Source organism: Asaia bogorensis NBRC 16594, from assembly GCF_001547995.1.
GTDB lineage: Bacteria > Pseudomonadota > Alphaproteobacteria > Acetobacterales > Acetobacteraceae > Asaia > Asaia bogorensis.
This window is the reverse complement of the sequence record NZ_AP014690.1, coordinates 523725-544598: the sequence shown is the minus strand read 5'-3', so window position 1 is coordinate 544598 and position 20874 is coordinate 523725. Positions and strand designations below refer to the sequence as shown.

At 60.2% G+C, this 20874-nt stretch carries 17 protein-coding genes and 1 tRNA gene; 11 read left to right on the top strand and 7 right to left on the bottom strand.

Annotated elements, in window-relative coordinates; genetic code table 11:
• The first annotated feature begins 57 nt into the window (after nt 1-57).
• Together putA and Asbog_RS02440 are read left to right on the top strand one after the other, a co-directional pair.
• A complete protein-coding gene (putA, locus tag Asbog_RS02445) occupies nt 58-3675 on the top strand; it encodes a bifunctional proline dehydrogenase/L-glutamate gamma-semialdehyde dehydrogenase PutA (protein ID WP_062163963.1) in 3618 nt (1205 codons plus the stop codon).
• A gap of 215 nt (nt 3676-3890) precedes the next feature.
• A complete protein-coding gene (locus Asbog_RS02440; RefSeq protein WP_231944637.1) occupies nt 3891-5876 on the top strand; it encodes a M61 family metallopeptidase in 1986 nt (661 codons plus the stop codon).
• A gap of 120 nt (nt 5877-5996) precedes the next feature.
• Here Asbog_RS02440 and Asbog_RS02435 read toward each other — a convergent pair whose 3' ends face one another.
• On the bottom strand, nt 5997-6341 hold the full coding sequence (locus Asbog_RS02435) for a RidA family protein (protein WP_062163962.1): 345 nt from the start codon (nt 6339-6341) through the stop codon (nt 5997-5999).
• Nucleotides 6342-6389: 48 nt separating this feature from the next.
• Here Asbog_RS02435 and Asbog_RS02430 point away from each other — a divergent pair, with 48 nt between their 5' ends.
• From Asbog_RS02430 to ptsP, 5 genes are all read left to right on the top strand, one after another.
• Nucleotides 6390-6872 (top strand): HPr kinase/phosphorylase, encoded by a 483-nt coding sequence (locus Asbog_RS02430; RefSeq protein WP_261763181.1) that lies wholly within the window; start codon nt 6390-6392, stop codon nt 6870-6872.
• Between the two features lie 45 nt (nt 6873-6917).
• A complete protein-coding gene (gene rapZ, locus Asbog_RS02425) occupies nt 6918-7886 on the top strand; it encodes an RNase adapter RapZ (protein ID WP_231944636.1) in 969 nt (322 codons plus the stop codon).
• 76 nt (nt 7887-7962) lie between these two features.
• Nucleotides 7963-8463, top strand: a complete 501-nt coding sequence (locus Asbog_RS02420) for a PTS sugar transporter subunit IIA (protein ID WP_062163959.1) — start codon at nt 7963-7965, stop codon at nt 8461-8463.
• Nucleotides 8463-8756, top strand: coding sequence for an HPr family phosphocarrier protein (locus Asbog_RS02415; protein ID WP_023977821.1), 294 nt, complete (start codon nt 8463-8465; stop codon nt 8754-8756). Before Asbog_RS02420 ends, Asbog_RS02415 begins: the two co-directional genes overlap by 1 nt.
• On the top strand, nt 8743-10575 hold the full coding sequence (gene ptsP / locus Asbog_RS02410; protein ID WP_146926444.1) for a phosphoenolpyruvate--protein phosphotransferase: 1833 nt from the start codon (nt 8743-8745) through the stop codon (nt 10573-10575). Before Asbog_RS02415 ends, ptsP begins: the two co-directional genes overlap by 14 nt.
• Before the next feature lie 115 nt (nt 10576-10690).
• On the opposite strand, the gene Asbog_RS02405 is transcribed toward ptsP, so the two are convergent.
• Nucleotides 10691-11086 carry a DUF3597 domain-containing protein gene (locus Asbog_RS02405; protein ID WP_062163957.1) on the bottom strand — a complete coding sequence of 132 codons (396 nt, stop codon included), beginning with the start codon at nt 11084-11086 and terminating at the stop codon, nt 10691-10693.
• A 253-nt stretch (nt 11087-11339) separates the two neighbouring features.
• On the opposite strand from Asbog_RS02405, the gene Asbog_RS02400 reads away from it, so the two are divergent.
• Nucleotides 11340-12167: a sulfotransferase family protein gene (locus Asbog_RS02400; RefSeq protein WP_062163956.1), complete on the top strand. Its 828-nt coding sequence runs from the start codon at nt 11340-11342 to the stop codon at nt 12165-12167.
• 47 nt (nt 12168-12214) lie between these two features.
• Here the strand turns inward: Asbog_RS02400 and Asbog_RS02395 are convergent, their stop codons facing one another.
• Together Asbog_RS02395 and rlmB are read right to left on the bottom strand one after the other, a co-directional pair.
• Nucleotides 12215-13213 carry a zinc-binding alcohol dehydrogenase family protein gene (locus tag Asbog_RS02395; RefSeq protein WP_062163955.1) on the bottom strand — a complete coding sequence of 333 codons (999 nt, stop codon included), beginning with the start codon at nt 13211-13213 and terminating at the stop codon, nt 12215-12217.
• A gap of 227 nt (nt 13214-13440) precedes the next feature.
• Nucleotides 13441-14307, bottom strand: coding sequence for a 23S rRNA (guanosine(2251)-2'-O)-methyltransferase RlmB (gene rlmB / locus Asbog_RS02390; RefSeq protein WP_083510661.1), 867 nt, complete (start codon nt 14305-14307; stop codon nt 13441-13443).
• Between the two features lie 95 nt (nt 14308-14402).
• Between rlmB and Asbog_RS02385 the strand changes: the two genes are divergently transcribed.
• From Asbog_RS02385 to Asbog_RS02375, 3 genes are all read left to right on the top strand, one after another.
• Nucleotides 14403-14488: transfer RNA gene (locus tag Asbog_RS02385), tRNA-Tyr, on the top strand.
• 334 nt (nt 14489-14822) lie between these two features.
• Nucleotides 14823-16019 (top strand): nucleoside hydrolase, encoded by a 1197-nt coding sequence (locus Asbog_RS02380; protein WP_231944635.1) that lies wholly within the window; start codon nt 14823-14825, stop codon nt 16017-16019.
• Nucleotides 16020-16263: 244 nt separating this feature from the next.
• Nucleotides 16264-17190 (top strand): GIY-YIG nuclease family protein, encoded by a 927-nt coding sequence (locus tag Asbog_RS02375; RefSeq protein WP_062163953.1) that lies wholly within the window; start codon nt 16264-16266, stop codon nt 17188-17190.
• A gap of 62 nt (nt 17191-17252) precedes the next feature.
• On the opposite strand, the gene Asbog_RS02370 is transcribed toward Asbog_RS02375, so the two are convergent.
• The 3 genes from Asbog_RS02370 to Asbog_RS02360 form a co-directional block, all read right to left on the bottom strand.
• A complete protein-coding gene (locus Asbog_RS02370) occupies nt 17253-18212 on the bottom strand; it encodes a carbohydrate kinase family protein (RefSeq protein ID WP_083510660.1) in 960 nt (319 codons plus the stop codon).
• Nucleotides 18213-18299: 87 nt separating this feature from the next.
• The gene (locus tag Asbog_RS02365; protein ID WP_062165660.1) at nt 18300-18989 is read right to left on the bottom strand and encodes a transaldolase family protein; all 690 of its coding nucleotides are present in this window, start codon (nt 18987-18989) and stop codon (nt 18300-18302) included.
• A gap of 242 nt (nt 18990-19231) precedes the next feature.
• Nucleotides 19232-20773 (bottom strand): hypothetical protein, encoded by a 1542-nt coding sequence (locus Asbog_RS02360; RefSeq protein ID WP_062163951.1) that lies wholly within the window; start codon nt 20771-20773, stop codon nt 19232-19234.
• Nucleotides 20774-20874 lie beyond the last annotated feature (101 nt).

Below are 20874 nucleotides of genomic sequence, written 5' to 3'. Positions count from 1 at the left end.
GCGTGATGATGCGGGGGGCGTATGATTGACGCGCCCGATTTGCATGACTGAGCCAGCATGACTTTGTTCTCAAGCTTTCTCCCCCGACGCCCGGCCCTGTCGCCCTCGCGGGAGGCTATTGCCCATGCTGCGCGTCGCCCCGAGGCGGAAGCCTTTGCCGGGCTGCTCACGCGAGCCACCTTGCCGGAAAACCTGACAGAGCGGGCGGAGTCACAGGCTCGTATTCTCACGACCCATTGGCGCACTCATGCCGAGACAAACGGCATCGAGACCATGATGCAGGCTTTCCCCCTTGCCTCTCCCGAAGGCAAGGCATTGCTCTGTCTCGCGGGCACCCTCCTTCGCATCCCCGACCCAGCCACGCGTGACGCGCTGATACGCGACCAGATCGGTCAGGGTGACTGGCATCATCATGGCGGTGATGAGCCTCCCCTGTTCCTGAATGCAGCAAGCTGGGCCATGTCGACCTCATCGAAGCTCCATGCCGCCCCGGGCGGTTTGCGCGGCCTCGCCATGCGCAGCGGAGCGCCTTTCATCCGCCATGGCGTCGAGAAAGCCATACGCATGATGGGCAGCCAGTTCATTCTGGCAGAGACCCTCGGGCAGGCCCTGCGACGCCATCGGCCGGCTGAGCAAAAGGGGTTCAGCCTGGCCTGTGCGTCCCTGCATGGCAGCGCCCAAACGGCAGAAGAAGCCGATCGTGCACGCCATGACGCATTGGCGATGGTGGAGACCCTCGGCCGGCATGGCAGGGGGCAGACCCTGTATGAACGCCCTGCCCTGTCGCTCCGGCTGTCCTCACTGCATCCCCGGTTCGAGACCACCCAGCGCGACCGCGTCATGAACGAGGTCCTCCCTGTTCTGGTGATGCTGGCCCAGCGTGCCATGGCAGCCAATGTGATCCTCCAATTTGATGCCGAGACGGGAGACAAACTCGAGCTGTGCCTCGATCTGTTCGATGCGCTCTGTCACGCCCCTGAAATTGCAGGCTGGAACGGTCTTGGCTTCACCGTACAGGCCTATGACAAGCGGTCCCTGCCCCTTATCGAGCATCTGGTGGCGCTCGCCAGCGAGACCCGGCGACGCGTGGTGCTGCGTCTGGTCAAGGGCAGTTATCGTGATGAGGAAATCCGGCACAGTCAGGCCAGGGCAAACGCCGACTACACTGTCTTTACCCGCAAATGCCATAGTGACGTCAGCTATATCGCCTGCGCCCGTCGTGCTCTGGAAGAAGAGGCTGCGCTCTACCCGCAATTCGCAACCCATAATGCCCGCAGTATAGCGACCATTCTCGCCATCGCGCCCGAATGGCGGCCGGGGCTTTACGAATTCGGCTGCCTGCATGGCATGGGGGAAACGCTCTATACCCCTCTGGTCTCGACACGTCCGCGCAGCGCTGCCTGTCGTATCCTGTCACCTGTCGGAGCCGATTTACATCTTGGCCCTTATCTGGTGCATCGCCTTCTCGAAAATGGCGCGCCTACCTCCTTCATCAATCAGGTCGCCAACCGGGCCGTCTCTCTTGATGCACTCATTGCCGATCCCGTGACGCTGGCACGCGCACCGTTGCCCCACGGCTCACCGGACCCATCGCTCAGCCTGCCTGCCGATCTCTACGGGGCAGAACGACAGGGGGCCATCGCGCCGGATCTCGACAACCCGCTCGATCTGGAAAACCTGATCGCAGGATTTACCGCGACAGCCCGCGTTTTCAGGGCCATGCCCATTGGCCCGGCCATGCCAAGGTCCGAAGGGCGCGCGCGCTCAATCACCAATCCGGCGGCACATGACGATCATGTTGGTGTCGCCATCTATGCCAGACCACGCGATATCGATGCTGCCCTCAATACTGCCGAGGGTGAACAGATATGGCGTCGTACCACCGCACAGGAGCGTGCGGACTGTCTCGATCGTGTCGCCGTGGCCATCGAGCAGGATCGCGCGACGCTGCTCGAGCTTCTGATTCGCGAGGCAGGAAAGACACTCGCCAATGCGACGCAGGAACTCTGCGAGGCCGTGAATTTCCTGCGCTACTATGCGGCGCAACTACGTCAGCTGGATGAAACAGGGTGGCACGGCGCACCGCTTGGCACGATACTGTGCATCAGCCCGTGGAATTTCCCTGTTGCCAGTTTTACCGGTCAGGTTGCCGTCGCCCTGGCTGCGGGCAATGCCGTCATTGCCAAGCCTGCGGAAGAAACACCGCTTGTCGCAGCCCATCTGCTCTCGCTTTTTCTAGAGTCGGGCCTGCCGCCAGCGGCCCTCCAGCTCCTGCCGGGCGAAGGCAATGTCGGTGCTTCGCTGGTGGCCGACCCCCGTATCGACGGCGTCATGTTCACTGGCTCGACCGCCGTGGCCAAGACCATCAGCCGCGAGTTGCTGGGACGCACCGGGCGAACCGGCCAGCCTGTGCCCCTCCTGTCCGATACCAGCGGGCAGAATGCGATGCTCGTCGATAGCAGCGTACCGCTCGATCAGGTCATTCCCGACATCCTGACCTCCGCCTTTGACAGTGCCGGCCAGCGCAGCGCTTCCCTGCGCGTCCTTCTGGTGCAGGAAGACGGCGCAGATGAACTCATCGAACGTCTGCGTGGTGCCATTATCGAACGTCACCTCGGCGCACCGGACAGGCTGTGCTGCGATATCGGCCCGCTGATTTCGGCCGGGGCGCGTGTTCGGGTGGAAGCCCATGTCGATCGGATGCGCCGCGCCGGTTATCCCGTCTGGCAGCCCGACATGCGCGTCGAGACATTGAAGGGCCATTTCGTCCCTCCCACACTTATCGAGATTGGCCGCGTTGCCGATATCGGGCAGGAGGTATTCGGCCCGGTTCTGCATATACGGCGCTATGCGCGTCACGAGCTCGACGGCGTCGTCGATGCCCTCAATGCCACAGGCTATGCCCTGACCTTTGGCGTGCAGAGCCGTATCCAGGAGAGTATAAACCGTGCCTGCGCACGCAGTCGCGCTGGCAATATCTATGTCAATCGCGGCATCATCGGCGCACGAATCGGGACGGAACCTTTCGGCGGGCGCGGGCTTTCCGGCTCTGGCCCCAAGCTGGGTGGTCCCCTGCTCCTTCCACGCCTGATGCATGGCGCACCCTGCCCGCTCGAAGCGCCGCCCGAGGCACCTGTCCCCGCCACGGCGCGCGCCTTTCTCGCCTTTCTCGAACCCCGGGACCCGCCTTCGGCTCGCCGGGTGAGAGCCGTCATCGCCCACAGATTATGCGGCCTTACCCTCGACATGCCTGGCCCGAATGGGGAAACCAGCCGCTATATGCTGCGGCCCAAAGGCGTCATTCTCTGTGCCTGCGAAAGCTGGCCTGCCCTGCTGCACGCCGTCGGGCTCGCGCTTGGCGCAGGGAATCAGGTTCTGGTTCTGGCTCCCGATAACGCAGTGGAGTGGCTGAGGCAGGTCTCTCGCCAGCTGGCCAATGTCATTACGCGCGTCGATCCCGGTGCGCTGCCGGAATGTGACGCCATGCTCATCCAGCGTGGTGCCGAGAGTGCCGAACAGGCCGCCCTGACCGTTACGGCACGCGAGGGCATGGTGGTCCCGGTCTATGATCTGGATACGGTCCGGCCTGAGTGGCTGCTGAGTGAAACCGTGATCACAACCAACGAAGCCGCCTGCGGTGGTGATATCACCCTGCTGATACAACAGGATCCCTGAACGGTTTTGTCTTGGGTCTTGTGAAATCCTGATGGTCCTGTCGCCTGAATTGCGCCCCCGATATGTCCGGCAGTTGAGGGACGATGACGCTGCAACGACACAGGATTTCGCAAGGAAGAGTCATATCGAACCCGGAATATGGGTTGTCAGCCGCGTGCGTTTGCACTTTGGTAATGAATGCACATGATCGATCTGCATCTCGTGGAGTATCACGCTTGACCATTCGCCTTTTTCGCGCGGGCACATTTCTGGCTGCCCTCGTTCTCGGCACGCATGCCGTGCCTGCTTTCGCGGCCCCGGCCAGTGCCTCCGCACAGGGCCAGCCGCAGCCGGAAGCCACACCGCTGCCTTCGCCCCTGCCGCAACCCAAGGACATTGCCTTTCCCGGCACGCTCAAGCTGAGCGTCAATGCCACGGATCTGGATCATCATGTCATGACCATGCATGAGACCGTGCCGGTGCCGCAGAGTGCCCGTGAAGCCGGTGAACTAGTGCTGCTCTATCCCAAATGGGTACCGGGCGGTCATGCGCCGGAAGGCACAATCATGCAGCTTGGTGGCCTGGTTGCGAGCGCCGGTGGCAAGACCATTCCCTGGCTGCGTGACCCGGTGGATGTGTTTGCCTTCCACGTGCCCGTCACCAAGGACCAGACGCAGCTCGACCTCGACTTCAAGCTCCTTTCGCCGGTGACGGATGATGAAGGGCGCGTGGTCATGACGCCCCATATCGTCAATGTTCAGTGGAACGAGGTCTCGCTTTACCCGGCGGGCTACTACTCGCGTAACATCCCTGTTCAGGCCAGTGTGACCCTGCCGCATGGCTGGCAGGCTGCAACGGCGCTGCGCACCAATGGCAACGCAACCGGCGACACCCTCAATTATGGCGTGGTGCCGTATAACACGCTGGTCGATTCACCGATCTTCGCCGGGGCCTATTTCCGCAAGGTTGCGCTCAATGCACCGGGCGGCGTGCCCGTCACACTGAACATGGTGGCCGACAAGCCGGGCGATCTGGCCTATGACGATGCCGAATTGCAGATCCATCGCAATCTGGTCACGCAGGCCATTCTGACCTTCGGCTCGCAGCACTACGCCCATTACGACTTCCTGATGGCGCTGACGGACGAGCTTGGCGGGATCGGGCTCGAGCATCACCAGTCGAGCGAAGACAGCGTAAGCGAGGATTACTTCACGGACTGGAAGCATTCCTTCCCGCAGCGCGACCTGCTGGCCCATGAATATACCCATTCATGGAATGGCAAGTATCGCCGCCCGGCCGATCTGTACGGCCCCACCTTCAACACGCCCCAGCGCGGCTCGCTGCTGTGGGTGTATGAGGGTCAGACCCAGTTCTGGGGCAATGTCCTCGCGGCCCGTTCCGGACTGGTATCCAAGGATCAGGGCTTCGAGGCGCTCGCCCTGATGGCGGCCAGCTACGACGCCCAGGCCGGACGGGCATGGCGCCCGGTTGCCGATACCACCAATGACCCGATCATCGCCCAGCGTGCCCCCCAGTCCTGGCGCGACTATCAGCGCTCGGAAGATTACTATGTCGAAGGTCAGCTCGTCTGGCTCGATGCCGACATGATGATCCGCAAACTTTCGCATGACACGAAATCGCTCGACGATTTCGCCAAGGCGTTCTTTGGCACCAATAACGGCAGCATCATCGTCAGCACCTACACCTTCGATGATGTAGTCCTCACCCTGAACAAGGTCGTGCCCTATGACTGGGCGAAGTTCCTGCATGAGCGCATCAGCACCGTGCAAAAGCGCGCGCCTTTGGGTGGGCTCGAAGCCGGTGGCTACAAGCTGGTCTTTACCGACAAGGAAAACGCGTTCGAGGCGCAGGCTGGCAAGAACCGCCATCGCCTCAGCCTGCGTTTCTCGCTGGGTGTGATCATCAGCGCCAAGAACGGCAAGCTCGGCACGGTCGCCTGGGACAGCCCCGCCTACAAGGCTGGTCTGGCCATTCATGACGAGATCGTTGCCGTCAATGGCGATACGTTCTCACCCGAAGGCCTGATCGATGCCATCAAGGCTGCGAAAACCGACAAGGCGCCCATCACGCTTCTGGTCAAGTCGGGCGAGCATTACCGCACCGTGGCCATTCCCTACCATGACGGCCTGCGCTACCCGCATCTGGAACGTCTGGACAATACCCCCGACCGCCTGACGACGCTCTATTCGCCGCGTCACTGAGCCGGCATCGCAAACGAGGATATTCAGGGGGGCGTTACAGCCCCCCTGTTTTTTTACACCTATTACGCGCTGGCGTCTGACGGGACAGATCGCTCCGCAACGCGCCTCTACGGCGTGACTTCAGGCCGAGGCGATAAAATTGAATTCCAGCCTCTGCCCCGGCACGTCGAAGCTCGGTTTCAGGCGCAGCGTCATGGCAGGCCGGGCCGGACCAAGCGCCTCGGCAATGATCCGCTGGCAGGCCGTAAACACCACGCTATCGGGTATCATATACGCCAGATGCGTGATGTCCTCAGGCACAAGCCCATGTGTCGCCAGAATATCGCGTATGCGGGCAAGGGCATTCTGACATTCCTCAATCAGGCTCTCGGGCGGTTTGCCGTCCGGGCCCAGCCCTGTCACACCGTAATAGGTCACGCTGTCCTGCAGGACGGGACGAGGAGAGAGGGAAGAATGGTCGTGCATGACGGCACTCATAACCTACAATCACGGGACTGCACATCGCCTTTCAACATTCCCCGAGACGGGCAGATCCACGCATCCTGTGCGAGCCTTGCAGGGATAGGTGTTGTGCTCACCGGACAATCGGGATGCGGCAAATCCAGCCTCCTGCTCCGTCTGATCGACTCAGGCCTCGATCTGGTGGGAGATGATCGTCTGGTCATCCGCGATCTCCATGCCTCTGCGCCCCCGGCCCTTGCCGGGATGATCGAGATTCGTGGGCTGGGTCTGGTTCGGATGCCCTATCGCGCTACGGCGAGGCTTGGCCTGCATGTTCATCTCTCGATCCCGTCCAGGCCAGTACGCCTGCCAGAGAAAACTGTCGAACCTGATACAGGGTTATGGCAGATGACTCTGAACGGCTTTCACGCGGATGCAGTGGCGATCATTCGCACGGCGCTGCGCTGCCGCCTGGGTAATTTCACGCTTCTTTGCGGCCTCAATGGGGGAAACGCCTCCTGTCTCCCCCTCCCCAGCGACCTCGAAGAAGGTTAAGGTTCTGGTGGTCTTTCTTCCGTCCGGTAACTGGAGTGGCGATTTGTGAGTTCAGCGCGGCGCATCCTGCTGGTGACCGGCCTTTCAGGCGCGGGGAAATCCTCGATCCTGCGTATCCTTGAGGATATCGGCTACGAGGTCACGGATAACCCGCCCCTGACCTTGCTCGATGCTCTGGCCGCCCGAACGGTGGAGCCTCTTGCCATCGGCATTGATGTGCGCACCAGAGGGTTCGAGGCCAAAGCCGTCATCATGGCACTGGCGCAGCTGCGTACTCAGCGCGACCTGCATGTGGAATTGCTTTACGCAACGGCCGAGACAGATGTGCTGCTCAGGCGTTATACGGCAACGCGCCGTCGTCACCCGCTGGACAACAGTTCGGAAATCGCACCGGGCCTTGTGGCGAGCATCGAGCAGGAGATTGCCCTGCTGGCGCCCCTGCGTGACGAAGCCGATCTCGTGATCGATACATCCGACCTGCCCCCCCATGATCTGCGTCGCCTGATCGAGTCGCGTTTTGGCCATCAGAATGATGGCGACTCGATGACAGTCACCCTGCTTTCCTTCGCTTACCCGGCCGGTCTTCCCCGCGAGGCCGATCTCGTATTCGATGCCCGGTTCCTGCGTAACCCGCATTACGACCCGGAACTGAAAGCCCGCACAGGGCTTGAGGCTGTGGTGCGCGAATACGTGCAGCAGGACCCCGATTACCTGATTTTCTTTTCACGCATCATGGGGCTGCTCGAACTTGTTCTGCCTCGTTTCGTGGCTGAAGGAAAAAAGCACGCCACCGTGGCTATTGGCTGCTCGGGCGGTCAGCACCGCTCCGTAACACTTGTTGAAGAGATTGCCGCGGCGTTAAGTCGTGCCGAAGAGATTAAACTCTTGTCAGATGGGCCAATCGTCGTCATGCATCGGGAACTGGCACGTCAGGGACGCAGCTCATGGCGATGGGTCCGCGCCCCTCAGCAACTTGCCATACCGGATGAACAGATACGGACAGAGCCGTCTTGATTACCGTGATGGATGACCAATATCTCTCGGGGTCGCTACGAAAATGGCGTCATGCACCCCTTGAAGGAATGCCCCGATGATCGGGATCGTTCTTGTTACCCACGGTTCCCTGGCTCAGTCTCTCCTTGAAATCGTGACCCATGTGGTCGGTCCCCAGCCACAGATAGAAGTCATGGGTGTCAGCCCCGACGACGATGTCGTTGCCGCGAGAGCCCTTCTTGGTGCTGCCATCGCCTCGGTCGATACAGGCGACGGCGTACTTCTCCTGACTGACATGTTTGGCAGTACCCCTTCCAATCTGGCCCTTTCGCTGCGTCAGGAAGGCCTCGTGGAGGTACTGGCCGGTGTCAACGTGCCGATGCTGGTCAAGCTTGCCAAGACGCGCTGCACACGCAGCCTTGCCGAATGTGCCGAGCTGGCTACTCTGGCAGGACGCAAATACATCGCCGCCGCCTATGAGCTGCCGCCTTCCTGTTTGCAGGGTGGCAAGAGCTGTGAAATGGTTGTGACGACGACCATGAGCTATGTTCCCCCCCTCACCCCGCTGATTACACCGCTGCGCCAGGTTGCCCGTTGATGTCGGGCACGGTTTCAGGCCCGACCCTTGAGCGTGATGTCACGATCGTCAATCGCTTGGGCCTGCATGCCCGGGCCGCCGCGAAATTCGTCACAGCGGCCGAAGGCTTCAAGGCTGATGTTGAGGTCAGCCGTCATGGCCAGACCGTGTCTGCCCTGTCCATCATGGGGCTGATGATGCTTGGCGCGGGCCGGGGTGAGACCATATTGCTCTCCGCCAAGGGGCCCCAGGCCAGCGCGGCGCTCGATGCCCTGATCGCCCTCGTTGCTGACGGCTTTGGTGAACGTGATTAAGCGACTGCGCCGCCCGTCGAGCGAAGTTGTCCAGCCTGATACCGATCTCCCCATGCAAATCCTGCAGGGTGTCGGGATTTCGGCAGGTGTCGTTATCGCGCGTGCCAGCCTGACCTATGAGCGCCCCCTGCCTGTTATTGAGGCCCTTCCCTCTTTGCTGGGAAGTGACGCAGAGCGGGCGCGGCTGGATGAGGCCATAGCTCTCACGCTCAAGCAGTTGCGCAAGCTGCGCACCAAACTCAATGCCCTGCCGGAAGAAGGGCGTATCGAAATCGATGCGCTGCTTTCGGTGTATGAGCGCATGCTCAACCATTCGCGCCTCGTTCGGGCGGCGCATCGCCGGATTGGGGAAGACGGGCTGACCGCCGAAGCCGCTGTACAGATCGAAAGCGACGCACTGGCGGCCATGGCCGGGCCGCAGCCCGACATGCCTGAAGAGGAAATCGAAGGCGCAAGGCGTCGCGAGGGGGAGTTTCGCGAGGTGGCCAGACGGCTCCTGCGCAATCTGACCGGTGTTTCGTTCAAGGCATTCTCCGATGTCCAGGGCGGCTCCATTCTCGTTGCCGAGCAGATCAGACCGGCCGATGCCGCCGTCATTGACCCGAACCGCATTGCAGCAGTGCTTTCGGAAGGCGGCGGGGTGACCGACCATACCGCCATCATGCTGCGTGCGCTCAATGTGCCTGCCATTCTTGCCATTCCCAATCTGACTGATCGCATCAATGACGGTGATCTGCTGATTGTGGACGGGTCGAGCGGCAGGATCATCCTGCACCCGGACTCTACCACGCTGGCTGAGGCACGCTCGGCAATGGCCGAGGAGGCCAGGGAACGAAAGGGAATTGGCAGGTTACGACGCCTGCCCAGCCGACTGGTGAGCGGCGAGGATGTCGAGTTGCTGGCCAATGTCGAGATCCCGAATGAACTCCCCCTGCTGCATCGCAACGGCGCAGCAGGGATTGGCCTGCTGCGAACCGAATTCCTGTTCGATGAAACTGCCCCCCTGCCTGATGAGGATGGGCAGTACGAGGTGTATTCCGGCATTGTCGCAGACATGCCCAACATGACCACCACCATCAGGGTGCTGGACTGGGGTGGTGAAAAAGGGCTGTCGCGGCTGCGCCAGCTTGGGATTCAGGGCGAAGAGGAAGAGGAAAACCCGGCGCTTGGCGTGCGTGGCCTGCGTCTGCTGCTTCGTCATCCGGAAATTCTCGAAACGCAGCTCTGCGCCATTCTGCGCGCCAGCCTGCACGGCCAGCTACGCATCCTCCTGCCCATGGTCAGCTCGGTGAACGAGGTTATCGCCACACGACAGATTTATGAGCGCTGCGCCAAAAGGCTGCGTCGTCGTGGTGTGAAACTCCCTGCCGATCTGCCACCTCTTGGCGTGATGATCGAGACACCGGCTGCTGCCCTCACGGCGGGTGCCCTGGTGCGACAGGCCGAGTTTCTGGCGCTCGGCACCAACGACCTGACGATGTACACGCTGGCCGTCGATCGGTCTGCTGCCATGGGTTCCGAGCTTTACACGACCCTGCACCCCGCCCTGCTCCGATTGCTTCGCCTCACGATCGACGAGGCGCTTCGCGCACACCGACCCGTCTGTGTCTGTGGTGAGATGGCATCGGACCCACGCGCTGTCGCCCTGCTGATCGGTATGGGGCTGCGCTCATTCTCGATGTCGGCGGCGCTTCTCCCGCCGGTCAAGCGCATGATCCGCTCGCTCAGCCTTGACTCCTGTGATGCTCTCTACCGTCAGGCCATGCTTGTGGAAGATCCCATCGAACTGCATCGCATCATTCGCGACTTCGCGGTCTGATTTTCAGGCACCTACATGTGTTTTCATTGCTGTCGGGAAAGACCTGACTGCAAACGAAAAAAGGGAGCCATAGGCTCCCTTTTCCGGCTGGATGATTATGAGGGCGTGAAGGCCCTTAGTGACGCAGCTCTTCCGGAACCTTGCCGCCGTTTTCGGCCAGCTTCTGCATGACCTGACGAATGAGCCAGACATTCATGCTGGCCGTGTCCTCGGTGCTTTCCGTGTAATGCAGCTCCTGCGCCAGATGCTTGCGGGCATCGAGCGAGCTGTCCATGTCGAGCAGCTTGAGCAGATCGACAATCGACGTGCGCCAGTTGAGCGTTTGGCCCTTATCGGCTGCCATCTGGGTCAGCACGGCGTCAACGTCGACCGGCGCACTCGGTGCCGTCGGCGTGGTGGAACCCGGTGCAGCAGGCGCCTCAGAGCCAGAAGCCGCCCCATTCGAGCCACTGGCAGGGGCTGCCTCCGCGTGACCGAAGATCTTGCTCATGATCGTGCTGAAGATACCCATTGATCGCTTCTTCCTTCTGACGGATCTGCCAGCCAGCAGTGCTGGACCGACCATATATTTCATTCAGTAACGAAAAGTGACATGTGACCCTGAGGCCTCACAGCCTCTCTGTTCAGCACTATCGCCCCAGCGCGCAAAAGGTTTTTTCTTTGACGTGATATTTTGGCAACATAGTGAGGTTCGGACGCCCAATTGCATAGCCATAAGGTGCCCTCTACGCGAGCCATGCCCCTCATCGTGGAAAAACCTCCTCATGCCCCACGCCAATGCCGTTCATTTCATCGCCGGCCTGCCTCGCTCAGGGTCCACGCTGCTCTCAGCCCTTCTGGCCCAGAACCCCGCCATTGTAACGTCCGGGCGCAGTTCACCCGTTGCCCCCATGATGCTGCGTGTCGCGTCCCTGATGGCTGAGGGAGATTACGCCGGTGATTTCGATGCGGCGAAAAGGGACCGTGTGATGCGCCGCTTGCTGGAGAGCTACTACGCCATAACCGACCCCCAGCAGATCGTCATCGACACGCATCGCGACTGGTGCGCCCGGATGGGGCTGATCGATGCCGTATTTCCACAAGCCAAAGTCATTTGCTGCGTGCGTGATCCAATCTGGATTCTCGACTCGCTGGAGCGACTGATCGTGCGCGATCCGGTCCTTTCCTCCAATCTCGTACCACTTTCCAGAAGGGCCACGCAGCACGACCGACTGGAGTATATTCTCTCACCCGAGGGCGTCTTTGGCTATGCGTGGCGCGTCCTGAACGAAGCGTTCCACGGCCCATACGCGCATCGGCTCATTCTGGTGGATTACGATTATCTGATCCGCTCACCATGTCAGGCTCTGGACAGCCTGACACGGGCGCTGGGACTGCCACCTCATGACTACGATCCCGACCATGTGGTGACACCCGATACGGACAAATTCGATCAGGCTCTCGGCACACCGGGTCTGCACGCGCTACGCCCCCGTGTTGCACCCGAGCCCAGACGCTCGATCCTGCCGCCCGCCATGCGCGAAAGGCTGGAAGGCGGCATGTTCTGGCGCAGCGCACAGGCCCGCGAGAGCGGAGCACTCATCCTGTGCTGATCCCGCCGTCCAGCGCGCCGGACTGAACAGCGCCGGCGCATCGGACGTCAGAACACCAGAACGGATTTACCGATGCTCTTTCCGCTCTCGCTCTCGCTGTGCAGCCTGCCCAGTGCCGCAGCACTGAGGCCCTGAGCCCGGTGATACTCTGTCGCCACCACATCTCCGGACTGAACAAGCGAGGAGATCTGCTCGAGAATATCATGTTGCCTCGCCTGATCGGGCGTGGCGAAAAGCGAGCGTGTGAACATGAATTCCCATGAGATCGTGGCGCTCTTTTTCTTGAACCCCACGATATCGAAATGCGCGGGATCGTCGATCACGCTCAGATGCCCCTGAGGCGCCAGGATTTCCTCATAAAAAGCCTGATGGCGGTCCGTTGCTGTCAGGGCGGCGGTATGGGTGACCTGCTCGAAACCAAGGGCCCGTATCTGGGCCGCCATATCCTGCCGATGATCGATCACATGATGCGCGCCCATCCTGAGCACCCAGTCACGCGTTTCATCCCGTGATGCTGTGGCGATGACGGTAAGACCCGTCAGCTTGCGGGCCAACTGAATGAGGATCGAGCCCACACCCCCAGCGCCGCCGACAACCAGCAGGATGCCTTTTGTCAGGTTGGTGACCGCCATGCGGTCAAAGAGCATTTCCCATGCTGTCACGCTGGTCAGCGGCAGCGACGCGGCCTGCCCCCAATCGAGACGGTCCGGCATATGGCCGACCAGTCTCTCATCGACCGTCTGCATCTCGGCATTGCTGCCCTGGCGCATCAGGGCACCGGCATAGAACACCTTGTCACCCGGTTTGAAAAAACGGACCTCCGGGCCCGTGGCCTCGACGATCCCGGCGGCATCCCATCCCAGAACGCGCCATGCCTCGCCATCCAGCGTACCGGCCCGCACACGTATCTTGGTATCGACGGGATTGATCGAGACCGCTCTGACCCGCACGAGCAGGTCGTGCCCTTTCGGGGCCGGAGGATCGGGCAGGGTAATATCCTGCAAGACGTCAGGCGCACCGGGCGCCTTGTAGCCAACTGCTTTCATGGAAGTGATCCCTCCCGGAAACATGTCCTTGGAGCAATCAGACTAGACCATCACCCGTGCTGATGGAATTCCCTGACGGGTGACCCGGGGCACTTACGCTACGGGCACTCATGCTCAGGGCTCTCCAGCGATGGGCACTCCCGCCGCATGCATCAAGCCGCGAGCATGGGTGCCGTCACGCAGCAGGTTGGGCATGACAAGGAGCCATGCCTCAAACCCGCAGGAAATCAGGCAGGGCGAACCAGCTCATAAAGTGCCACAGCAGCAGCATTGGAGACGTTGAGGCTTTCCATGTCACCGGGCATGTAGACGCTGGCGATCTCATCGCAGCTTTCCCGGGTCAGGCGCCTGAGGCCCGCCCCTTCTGCACCCAGCACCAGCGCCACGCGACGACCCGCAAAACCCTGACCGTTCAACATCGAGCCGCCCGCATCCAGACCCACCGTCCAGAGACCCGCATTTTGCAGCTGGGCAATGATGCGCGAGAGATTGACCTCACGCAGGATGGGCACGACATCCAGCGCTCCTGAGGCCGCCTTGGCCAGCGCCCCGCCTTCCTGAGGTGTATTGCGGTCCTGCACCACAAGAGCAGCTGCCCCGAATGCCGCTGCCGACCGCAATATCGCACCGATATTGCGCGGATCGGTTACCTGATCGAGAATCAGCAAGGGACCCTCGCGGCTGGACAGCACGTCATCGAGATAGGGCGGGGTCAAGGGTTCGACGCGCATGCAGACGCCCTGATGCACGGCGTCACGCTCACAAAGATGGTCCAGTCGCTGGCGCTCGACTACGTTGGGGGAAATACGGATCGGAACCTGTCTGGCTTCGAGTGCCGAGAGGGCTTCTTTCGTGACCAGCAGCTCGTGCACGTCGCGGTCTGCATTGCGCAGGGCTGCTTCAACGGCATGCAGGCCATACATCCAGTATCCGGCGGCGGATGAGCGCCCACCGGAGGAACGGCCGCCTGAAGAACGGCCGCCTGAAGAACGCCCCTCGGAAGAGCGTTCGCCAGAGGGGCGATCCTCTGGAGCGCGGTTTTCAGAAGCGCGGGCAGCGCGCGAGACGGATGAGCGTGAAGGGCGTCTGGACATGAGCGCTCTATGAAAGCAAGCCGCCCGTCATGCAACAAAAATGAAGAAAGCTTGTTGACACCAACCGTGATCCGCCATATTCCCCGTCCCGACCTGGAGAGATGCCCGAGTGGCTAAAGGGGGCGGACTGTAAATCCGCTGGTGTACGCCTACGTTGGTTCGAATCCAACTCTCTCCACCAGGTCCCCTTCCTTCAGAAAATTCAATCACTTGCTCTCGATGCGCCAATGCGCTCCGGGCTGTTCGAGGCAATCAGCAGACCTTGTCGCCGCGTGAGGCCGAGACCGCCTGCTCTGCGTTCTGTACGAGCGATCGGCGACCGGACAAGTCCTTCCAGCGCCTCCCCCCCCCCCCCGTCAGCTTACGTTCGTTTTGATCACGCATCGTCGCCAGGGCGGATTGCGCCTTGCGCCTGTCTCATTGCAAACAACTATTGCTTCGTTGGTCGGGTCGAAAGGCGCCCCCTCCGAGTCAGGAGCCCGATGCAGGACAATGAACCAGGGAAGTAACGGCACATGCGCTGCAAACCGAATTTTTCGAGACTGATGCCCGCCGCGCGACGTGGCCGGGATGCCGGTATCGCGCGTATGGGCATAGCCTCACTCGCTCTGCTTGGCCTTGTCGCCTTCAATGGGGTTGCCATCAGTGCGGCGCATGCCGAGCCACGCCTGGTCATTCTCGATGATGACGGGTTTGCCCTCGCCCAGTGGATGGTCATCAAGGCGCCGAATGTGAAGGTTCTGGGCGTCACGACCGTGACAGGCGATGCCTGGGCGAAAGAAGCCACAGCCGATGCGCTTCGTGGTGTGGAAATTGCCGGCCGGCCTGATCTGCCTGTCTATACAGGGGCCACCTATCCACTGGCGAACACCGAAGCGCAGACCGAGCGCTGGGAGACCCTTTACGGCAAGCTGGTCTGGAAAGGCGTGTGGATGAAGCACTGGGTAGAGCCCACTCTTCAGAAACTCCCACCCTATCACGGTCCGGATGTCGTGCCGGACCTGCCTCAGGGCAATCCGACCATCAAGGCGCAACACGAACGCGCTGCTGATTTCATGATCGACATGGTGCATCGCTACCCGAATCAGGTGGCGATCATCGCCACGGGACCGCTGACCAATCTGGCTCTGGCCCAACGCCTCGACCCGGAATTTGCCTCGCTCGCCAAGGAGTTGGTCTATATGGGCGGCAGTCTCAACCCGCGTCAGACACGCCCTGATGAAGTTGCCCATCAGTTCGCACGCGAATTCCTCAATGCACCAAGGCGCGAATTCAACATTCGCTTCGACCCTGAGGCTGCAAGCATCGCCCTGCGCGCGCCCTGGCCCCGGATCACCATGATCCCAGTCGACCCCTCGACGGATACCGAGCTGACCCCCGATTTGCTCAAGCGTCTTTCGCGCTCCGACACCCCGGTTTCGCGCTCCCTCAAGACTCGCGAGCCGGGCTTTCCGCTCTGGGACGAGATTGCTGCGGCTGTCTGGCTGAACCCGGGCCTGATCACCCAGAAAGCCGACCTCTATGTTGACGTGAACACGCAGTTCGGCCCGTCTTATGGCGACATCCTTTCCTGGTCGCCCGGCTATCAGCCCGGCCTCGGTGAGGGACGGACAATCGTGGTGCAAAAAATCGACGTGCCCCGCTTTGAGGATCTGATGGACAGGCTGGTGGCCGCCCCCCAGCCTCCACTGAGCGGCAAGCCCCTGCCCTGAGCGATCTTGCCGACAAGAGGGCCTGAATGACCTGTCAGGCCCTGTGCGTTGTAATGGCCTGTCGCAATTCTGCACCACGCACAGGCCGCTTCGATTGCTGTTCGGCCTCGCCCCTTGAAGCCGCAGGCCGAGAGAAGGGCGCTCCCCTGGCCTTTACGGGTATGACCCGAATGCGTCAGAAACCTTTATTGCGGCCCTACCCGGACAGAACCGCAATTTGCCAGCAATGAAGAAAAAGAGCCCCATGGCCCATCCCCAGACGATCCAGATTTTCCTTCCCGATGGTGACCCGCAGGGCATACGCATTGCCTCGATCACAACCCGCATTGTTCAGTTGATCGAGATCCCTCGCCTGAGGCTGACTGACTTTCTTGCCATGTCGGAAGCAGGCCATGTGGGGCTCTACCTGCTGTTTGGTGAGGATGACGAGACGGGTCACGCCAAGGCCTATATTGGTCAGACGGGTAATCTGGGCGCACGGCTCAAGCAACACCATGACGGCAAGGATTTCTGGAACCGCGCCCTCGTTGCCCTCTCACTGACGCATAGTCTTACGGTAACCCATGCGCATTATCTGGAATGGCTGGCGATCAGCCGCGCCGCGCAGGCGGGCCGCTGCAAGCTGGAGAACAGCACAACAGGCACACGCCCGCACACCCCGGCCGCGATGGAAGCTGAATGTCGCGAGATTTTCGAGACGATCGATATCCTCCTGACGACGCTCGGATTCCCTGTTTTTGAAGCGCTTGTCAGCAACAAAGCCGCCAAGCATAGCCTCGAAGAAGTAAGTCATCTTTCTCGAATAACTGAGCGCGATCACCCCGAAAAGACCGTTTACCTTCGTAATGAAAAAGCTAATGCGACAGGTGTCTATACAGAAACGGGCTTTATCGTTTTAAAGGGTTCATGGGGGCGTGCTCCAAGCTCCCATTTATCTCTTACCGCAGCCACCCAAAAGAAGCGCCAAGATCTCCTCGATAACGGCCATCTGCAGGTCATCGAGGAACGCCTCTGCTTTCTCACCGATTTGAGTTTCAACTCACCAAGTGCGGCAGGAACCATGGTGAATGGTCGCTCAACCAACGGATGGGTCGAATGGAAAGATGACTGTGGTCGTCCCCTCTCCGAAATGATGGGCCGCAATGCAAGCAAGACCTCCAGCGACATATGATTCTTCTCTATCGTCTCTCCCATACTCGAATTCAGTGATTTGAAATCAGCGCTGCAGGCTGATTATGACGGTCGTTCTCGAGGCGACTCTCGCCACGGTGAGTCGGCACCGCGACGCGCACAGGTTGCACTGGCGATGGTCTGCCCGTAAGCGAGGGCCGTATGCAGGGCTGTCTCATCAAGCGCTTCCAAAGCCTCCGGCGCCAGAAATCCTGTATCGGATAGACCCGCAAGCAACCCCGCCATGAAGCTGTCGCCCGCACCCACCGTGTCCACCACATTGGTGGGTATGGCGCTGGCATGAGCCTGCGCTGTGGGCGTCCAGCCGCTGACACCCTCCTTGCCATGCGTGATCACCACGAGACGTGCCCGATGTCCAAGCCAATCGCGCGCTGCATGCTCATGAGCAATACCCGGATAGAGCCAGTCCAGATCAGCCCCGCTGATCTTGATAATATCGGCATGATGCAGGAGCCGCTGCATACGGGTGCGATAACCCTGTTCGTCGCGGACCAGCGACGCGCGGATATTCGGGTCAAAACTGATGAGCCTCGCCCCGCCGGCCTCCCGCATGAAAAGCGCCTCATAGGCGCTCGCCGCAGGTTCTCTTATCAGCGCAATCGACCCGAAATGAAGGGTCCCCACGCATGAGAGATCGTCACTCTCCGGCATGGTCTTACACAGGCGATCGGCTGCTCCCTCGTCGAAAAACGCGTAGGCCGGTTCAGCCTGATCGAGATTGACAAAGCCGAGGGTGGAGGGCGCATCGAGCCTCTGCAGAAAGTCCAGCCTGACCCGGCTCTGTTCAAGTGCAGCAACAAGCTGGTCGCCAAACAGATCTGTCGAGACGGCGCTACCAAACCAGGTCTTGACGCCCAGACGCCCCAGCGCACGCGCTACGTTGTATGAAGAGCCGCCCGGACAGGGCCGATAAGCACCCACTTTTCCTGATGGCCCGTCTGGCAAATCGACCGGAATGAAGTCGATAAGGGCTTCACCAAGACACAAGACTGAACCACTCATGACCAGACTTTCAGCGAGACATCAGCCCGCCATCAGAGAACTGATACTGACTACGCCCCGCATGTTCGCAGCAGCAGGCGGGCACGGTCATTGACCAGCAGCTGTTGTCTCGAAAGCCGCCGCTGCGTCTGTCGTCAGCGGATCGCTGAATAATTGCTCGGCGACAGCCGGGCTGAAGGTGAAGGTGTCGCACCCCGAGGCCGCAAGAGCCGCGAGATCATCGGCTTTTCGCAGGCTTGCAACGAGCAGACGCGTCGGACCCCCGCAAGCGCGCAGGATGCGCTGCATGGCCGTGACGATTGCGAGGGCATCGCCCCCATGATCACCAATCCGGCCAAAATAGGGGGCCACGTAATCCGAACCCGCAGCAGCAGCCGTAAGGGCCTGATGCGCTGCATAAACAGCGGTCAGGGTGGTCCTCACGCCATAGGCATGCAGCGCCGAAACAGCACGTATGCCGTTCTCGGTGATCGGGACCTTAACGACCATACGCGGATCGAGCGCCGCCAGCGCCAATCCGGTCTCAATCAGCCTCTCTGTTTCCACCCCCCAGCATTGGGCCTGCACCTCGCTGACCGGATAGCTGAGGATATCGCTCACCAGCGGTGCAATGGTCGCGAGGGTGCAGGGCAGGCCCGCCCGGTCAAGAATGGTCGGGTTGGTTGTGACGCCATGAAACAGCCCTGTAGGCAACCAGCGTCGCAGGGCATCGCGATCTGCAGTATCCAGAAAAAATCTGACCCCGGGCTGATTTTCGGGGTTGGCTCTCAGCGTCATGACAAATTCCTCGAAGTAAAAAACATGAATCGGAAGTTGTTTCATGAAGCTTGAAAGAGAAACTATGGGCCTGTCAGCGCATAATTGCGTGTTTGGCCCACACTTATACGTCACTAGCACTCAAAGTACCATCGGGGCATTGCAGCACATGCCAACTCTCGCATTTGTGCCCCCGTGCCCGATGGGTCTCCACCGGGCTGAAGATTCCCGGAATGATAATGCGGCTTGTCTGCGCGCGGTGGCTAAGAGAGCATCTTCGCCGCCCGATCAGATTCCGGGAACGTCTCGAGCACGCTCAGGCGCAAGGCCGTATAGAACCGTCCAAAACAGGGAATACCGATGGAGATAACGCTGAATTTGACTTCGTCCCTGACCTGATAATGGAGCCGGATTTCGCCACCACGTTCAGTTTCGCGATCCGGGGCAACAACTGTGTAGTGATGCTGATTATCATACAGGACAATGCGCTCCGCTATACGGCGTGCGCTGTCGTGACTGTCGAAAGACAGGATGAATTCACTTACTGGCACACGACAGGAAAGATAGAGGTAGCCCGCCAGCGCCGTGCTCAGCCTCTCATCCGGGTACAGGCCGGTCGCCACGATCTGAAGGCCATCCTCCCCCTCGGTCATCGATATTGAGAGATCAAAGGGCCTGTGTGATTGTTCGGTGAGAAAGAAGGGAGCGAACGCCTCGACGGGCTGTGGAACATCGTCAATGATCGTCTCAGATTGCCGCCCAAGATTGATCTGCCCTTCCACCAGCACGCGCCCCGTCCATCCGGGCAAGGCATTCCAATGCCGCGCAATACTAATCTCGGCGTCTGGTTCATATCCACCAGCGCCAAGTGCTTCGATACTCTTGCGCATCTGCGCGAGAAGGACGGATCGCTTGGCTGGTGCAACGCGACATGCCGCGAGCAGGGAGCGACCGGCATCAGTGCCGACCAGCGTCGAGGCCGGATCAGCAATCTGCCGATCAAACCACTTCGCGCAACAGAAATGAGAGGGAAGATCAGGAAGAACGGTGAGAAGTTCCGTAGGCCCCACGCGGCCAAGACCGTTCCAGAACATATAGCAGAGATGAGTGTAACGCTTGCTGCCGAACTGCAGGATAAACGTCGAGAATAACATCTCTTCGACGGCCATATAATACCGAGCATCATCCGGGTCCTGAGCCAGAGCATGACGCAGCGCGCTGATCTCCTCGTGATGATCCAGGATGATGTCCCAGTCCTGTTTTCTGGCAAACAAACCTTCGATCTGCGTCACTGAGCAACGCTCGATCCTGCACCTCTCCTCCAGGACGCGTCGGAAATTCTCGGACTGATTGAAACCTGTCCAGGCCCAGGTACCACCGTCACCCTCATATCCCTTGACAGATATGTCGTGATCTTTGGTGTAATCACGCCCGGAGGTAACAGGGAAGATATGGCCTGCGTCCAACTCCCTTACGACTGCATCGAAATCAGGCTTCCTGAAGAACATGGCATTCGAGGCCGTGGTACAGAAGAAATCGAATGCACCCAGTTGGCTTGAAGCGTAAGCGAAAGACTCAAGATGCCCCATGGCGAGGCCCATACCCCATTTGGCACGCTCGGTATGGCCATTGATGATATGGATACGCTCATGAGCCGCAAGCGCCGGATCAACCAGGCGGCGGCCAGGCGACAGGTTGATGATCAACTGACAGTGGTGGTCAGTATAGTGCAGAAAATTGTTGATGTAGAGAGAGAGGTAGTCCTCTCCTTCGTTATAATTGGTCGCGAAAACAACCTTCTGCACGATAAGCGTCCTTAATCCATAATGGCATAAGATTCACCCGGGTTTTCCAGCCCTCATCAGCATATCGCCATTTCGCGTTGGATTATTCACCCGATGTTGAT

Bases quoted from the DNA above. Each gene is read 5' to 3' on its own strand.
- Asbog_RS02395 (WP_062163955.1), bottom strand. From the start codon at position 13,213: ATGAAAGCAGTTGGCTACAAGGCGCCCGGTGCGCCTGACGTCTTGCAG.
- Asbog_RS02405 (WP_062163957.1), bottom strand. From the start codon at position 11,086: ATGGGTATCTTCAGCACGATCATGAGCAAGATCTTCGGTCACGCGGAG.
- Asbog_RS02370 (WP_083510660.1), bottom strand. From the start codon at position 18,212: ATGAGTGGTTCAGTCTTGTGTCTTGGTGAAGCCCTTATCGACTTCATT.
- rlmB (WP_083510661.1), bottom strand. From the start codon at position 14,307: ATGTCCAGACGCCCTTCACGCTCATCCGTCTCGCGCGCTGCCCGCGCT.
- Asbog_RS02365 (WP_062165660.1), bottom strand. From the start codon at position 18,989: ATGACGCTGAGAGCCAACCCCGAAAATCAGCCCGGGGTCAGATTTTTT.
- Asbog_RS02415 (WP_023977821.1), top strand. From the start codon at position 8,463: ATGTCGGGCACGGTTTCAGGCCCGACCCTTGAGCGTGATGTCACGATC.
- putA (WP_062163963.1), top strand. From the start codon at position 58: ATGACTTTGTTCTCAAGCTTTCTCCCCCGACGCCCGGCCCTGTCGCCC.
- Asbog_RS02380 (WP_231944635.1), top strand. From the start codon at position 14,823: ATGCGCTGCAAACCGAATTTTTCGAGACTGATGCCCGCCGCGCGACGT.
- Asbog_RS02375 (WP_062163953.1), top strand. From the start codon at position 16,264: ATGGCCCATCCCCAGACGATCCAGATTTTCCTTCCCGATGGTGACCCG.
- Asbog_RS02420 (WP_062163959.1), top strand. From the start codon at position 7,963: ATGATCGGGATCGTTCTTGTTACCCACGGTTCCCTGGCTCAGTCTCTC.
- Asbog_RS02435 (WP_062163962.1), bottom strand. From the start codon at position 6,341: ATGCACGACCATTCTTCCCTCTCTCCTCGTCCCGTCCTGCAGGACAGC.
- Asbog_RS02400 (WP_062163956.1), top strand. From the start codon at position 11,340: ATGCCCCACGCCAATGCCGTTCATTTCATCGCCGGCCTGCCTCGCTCA.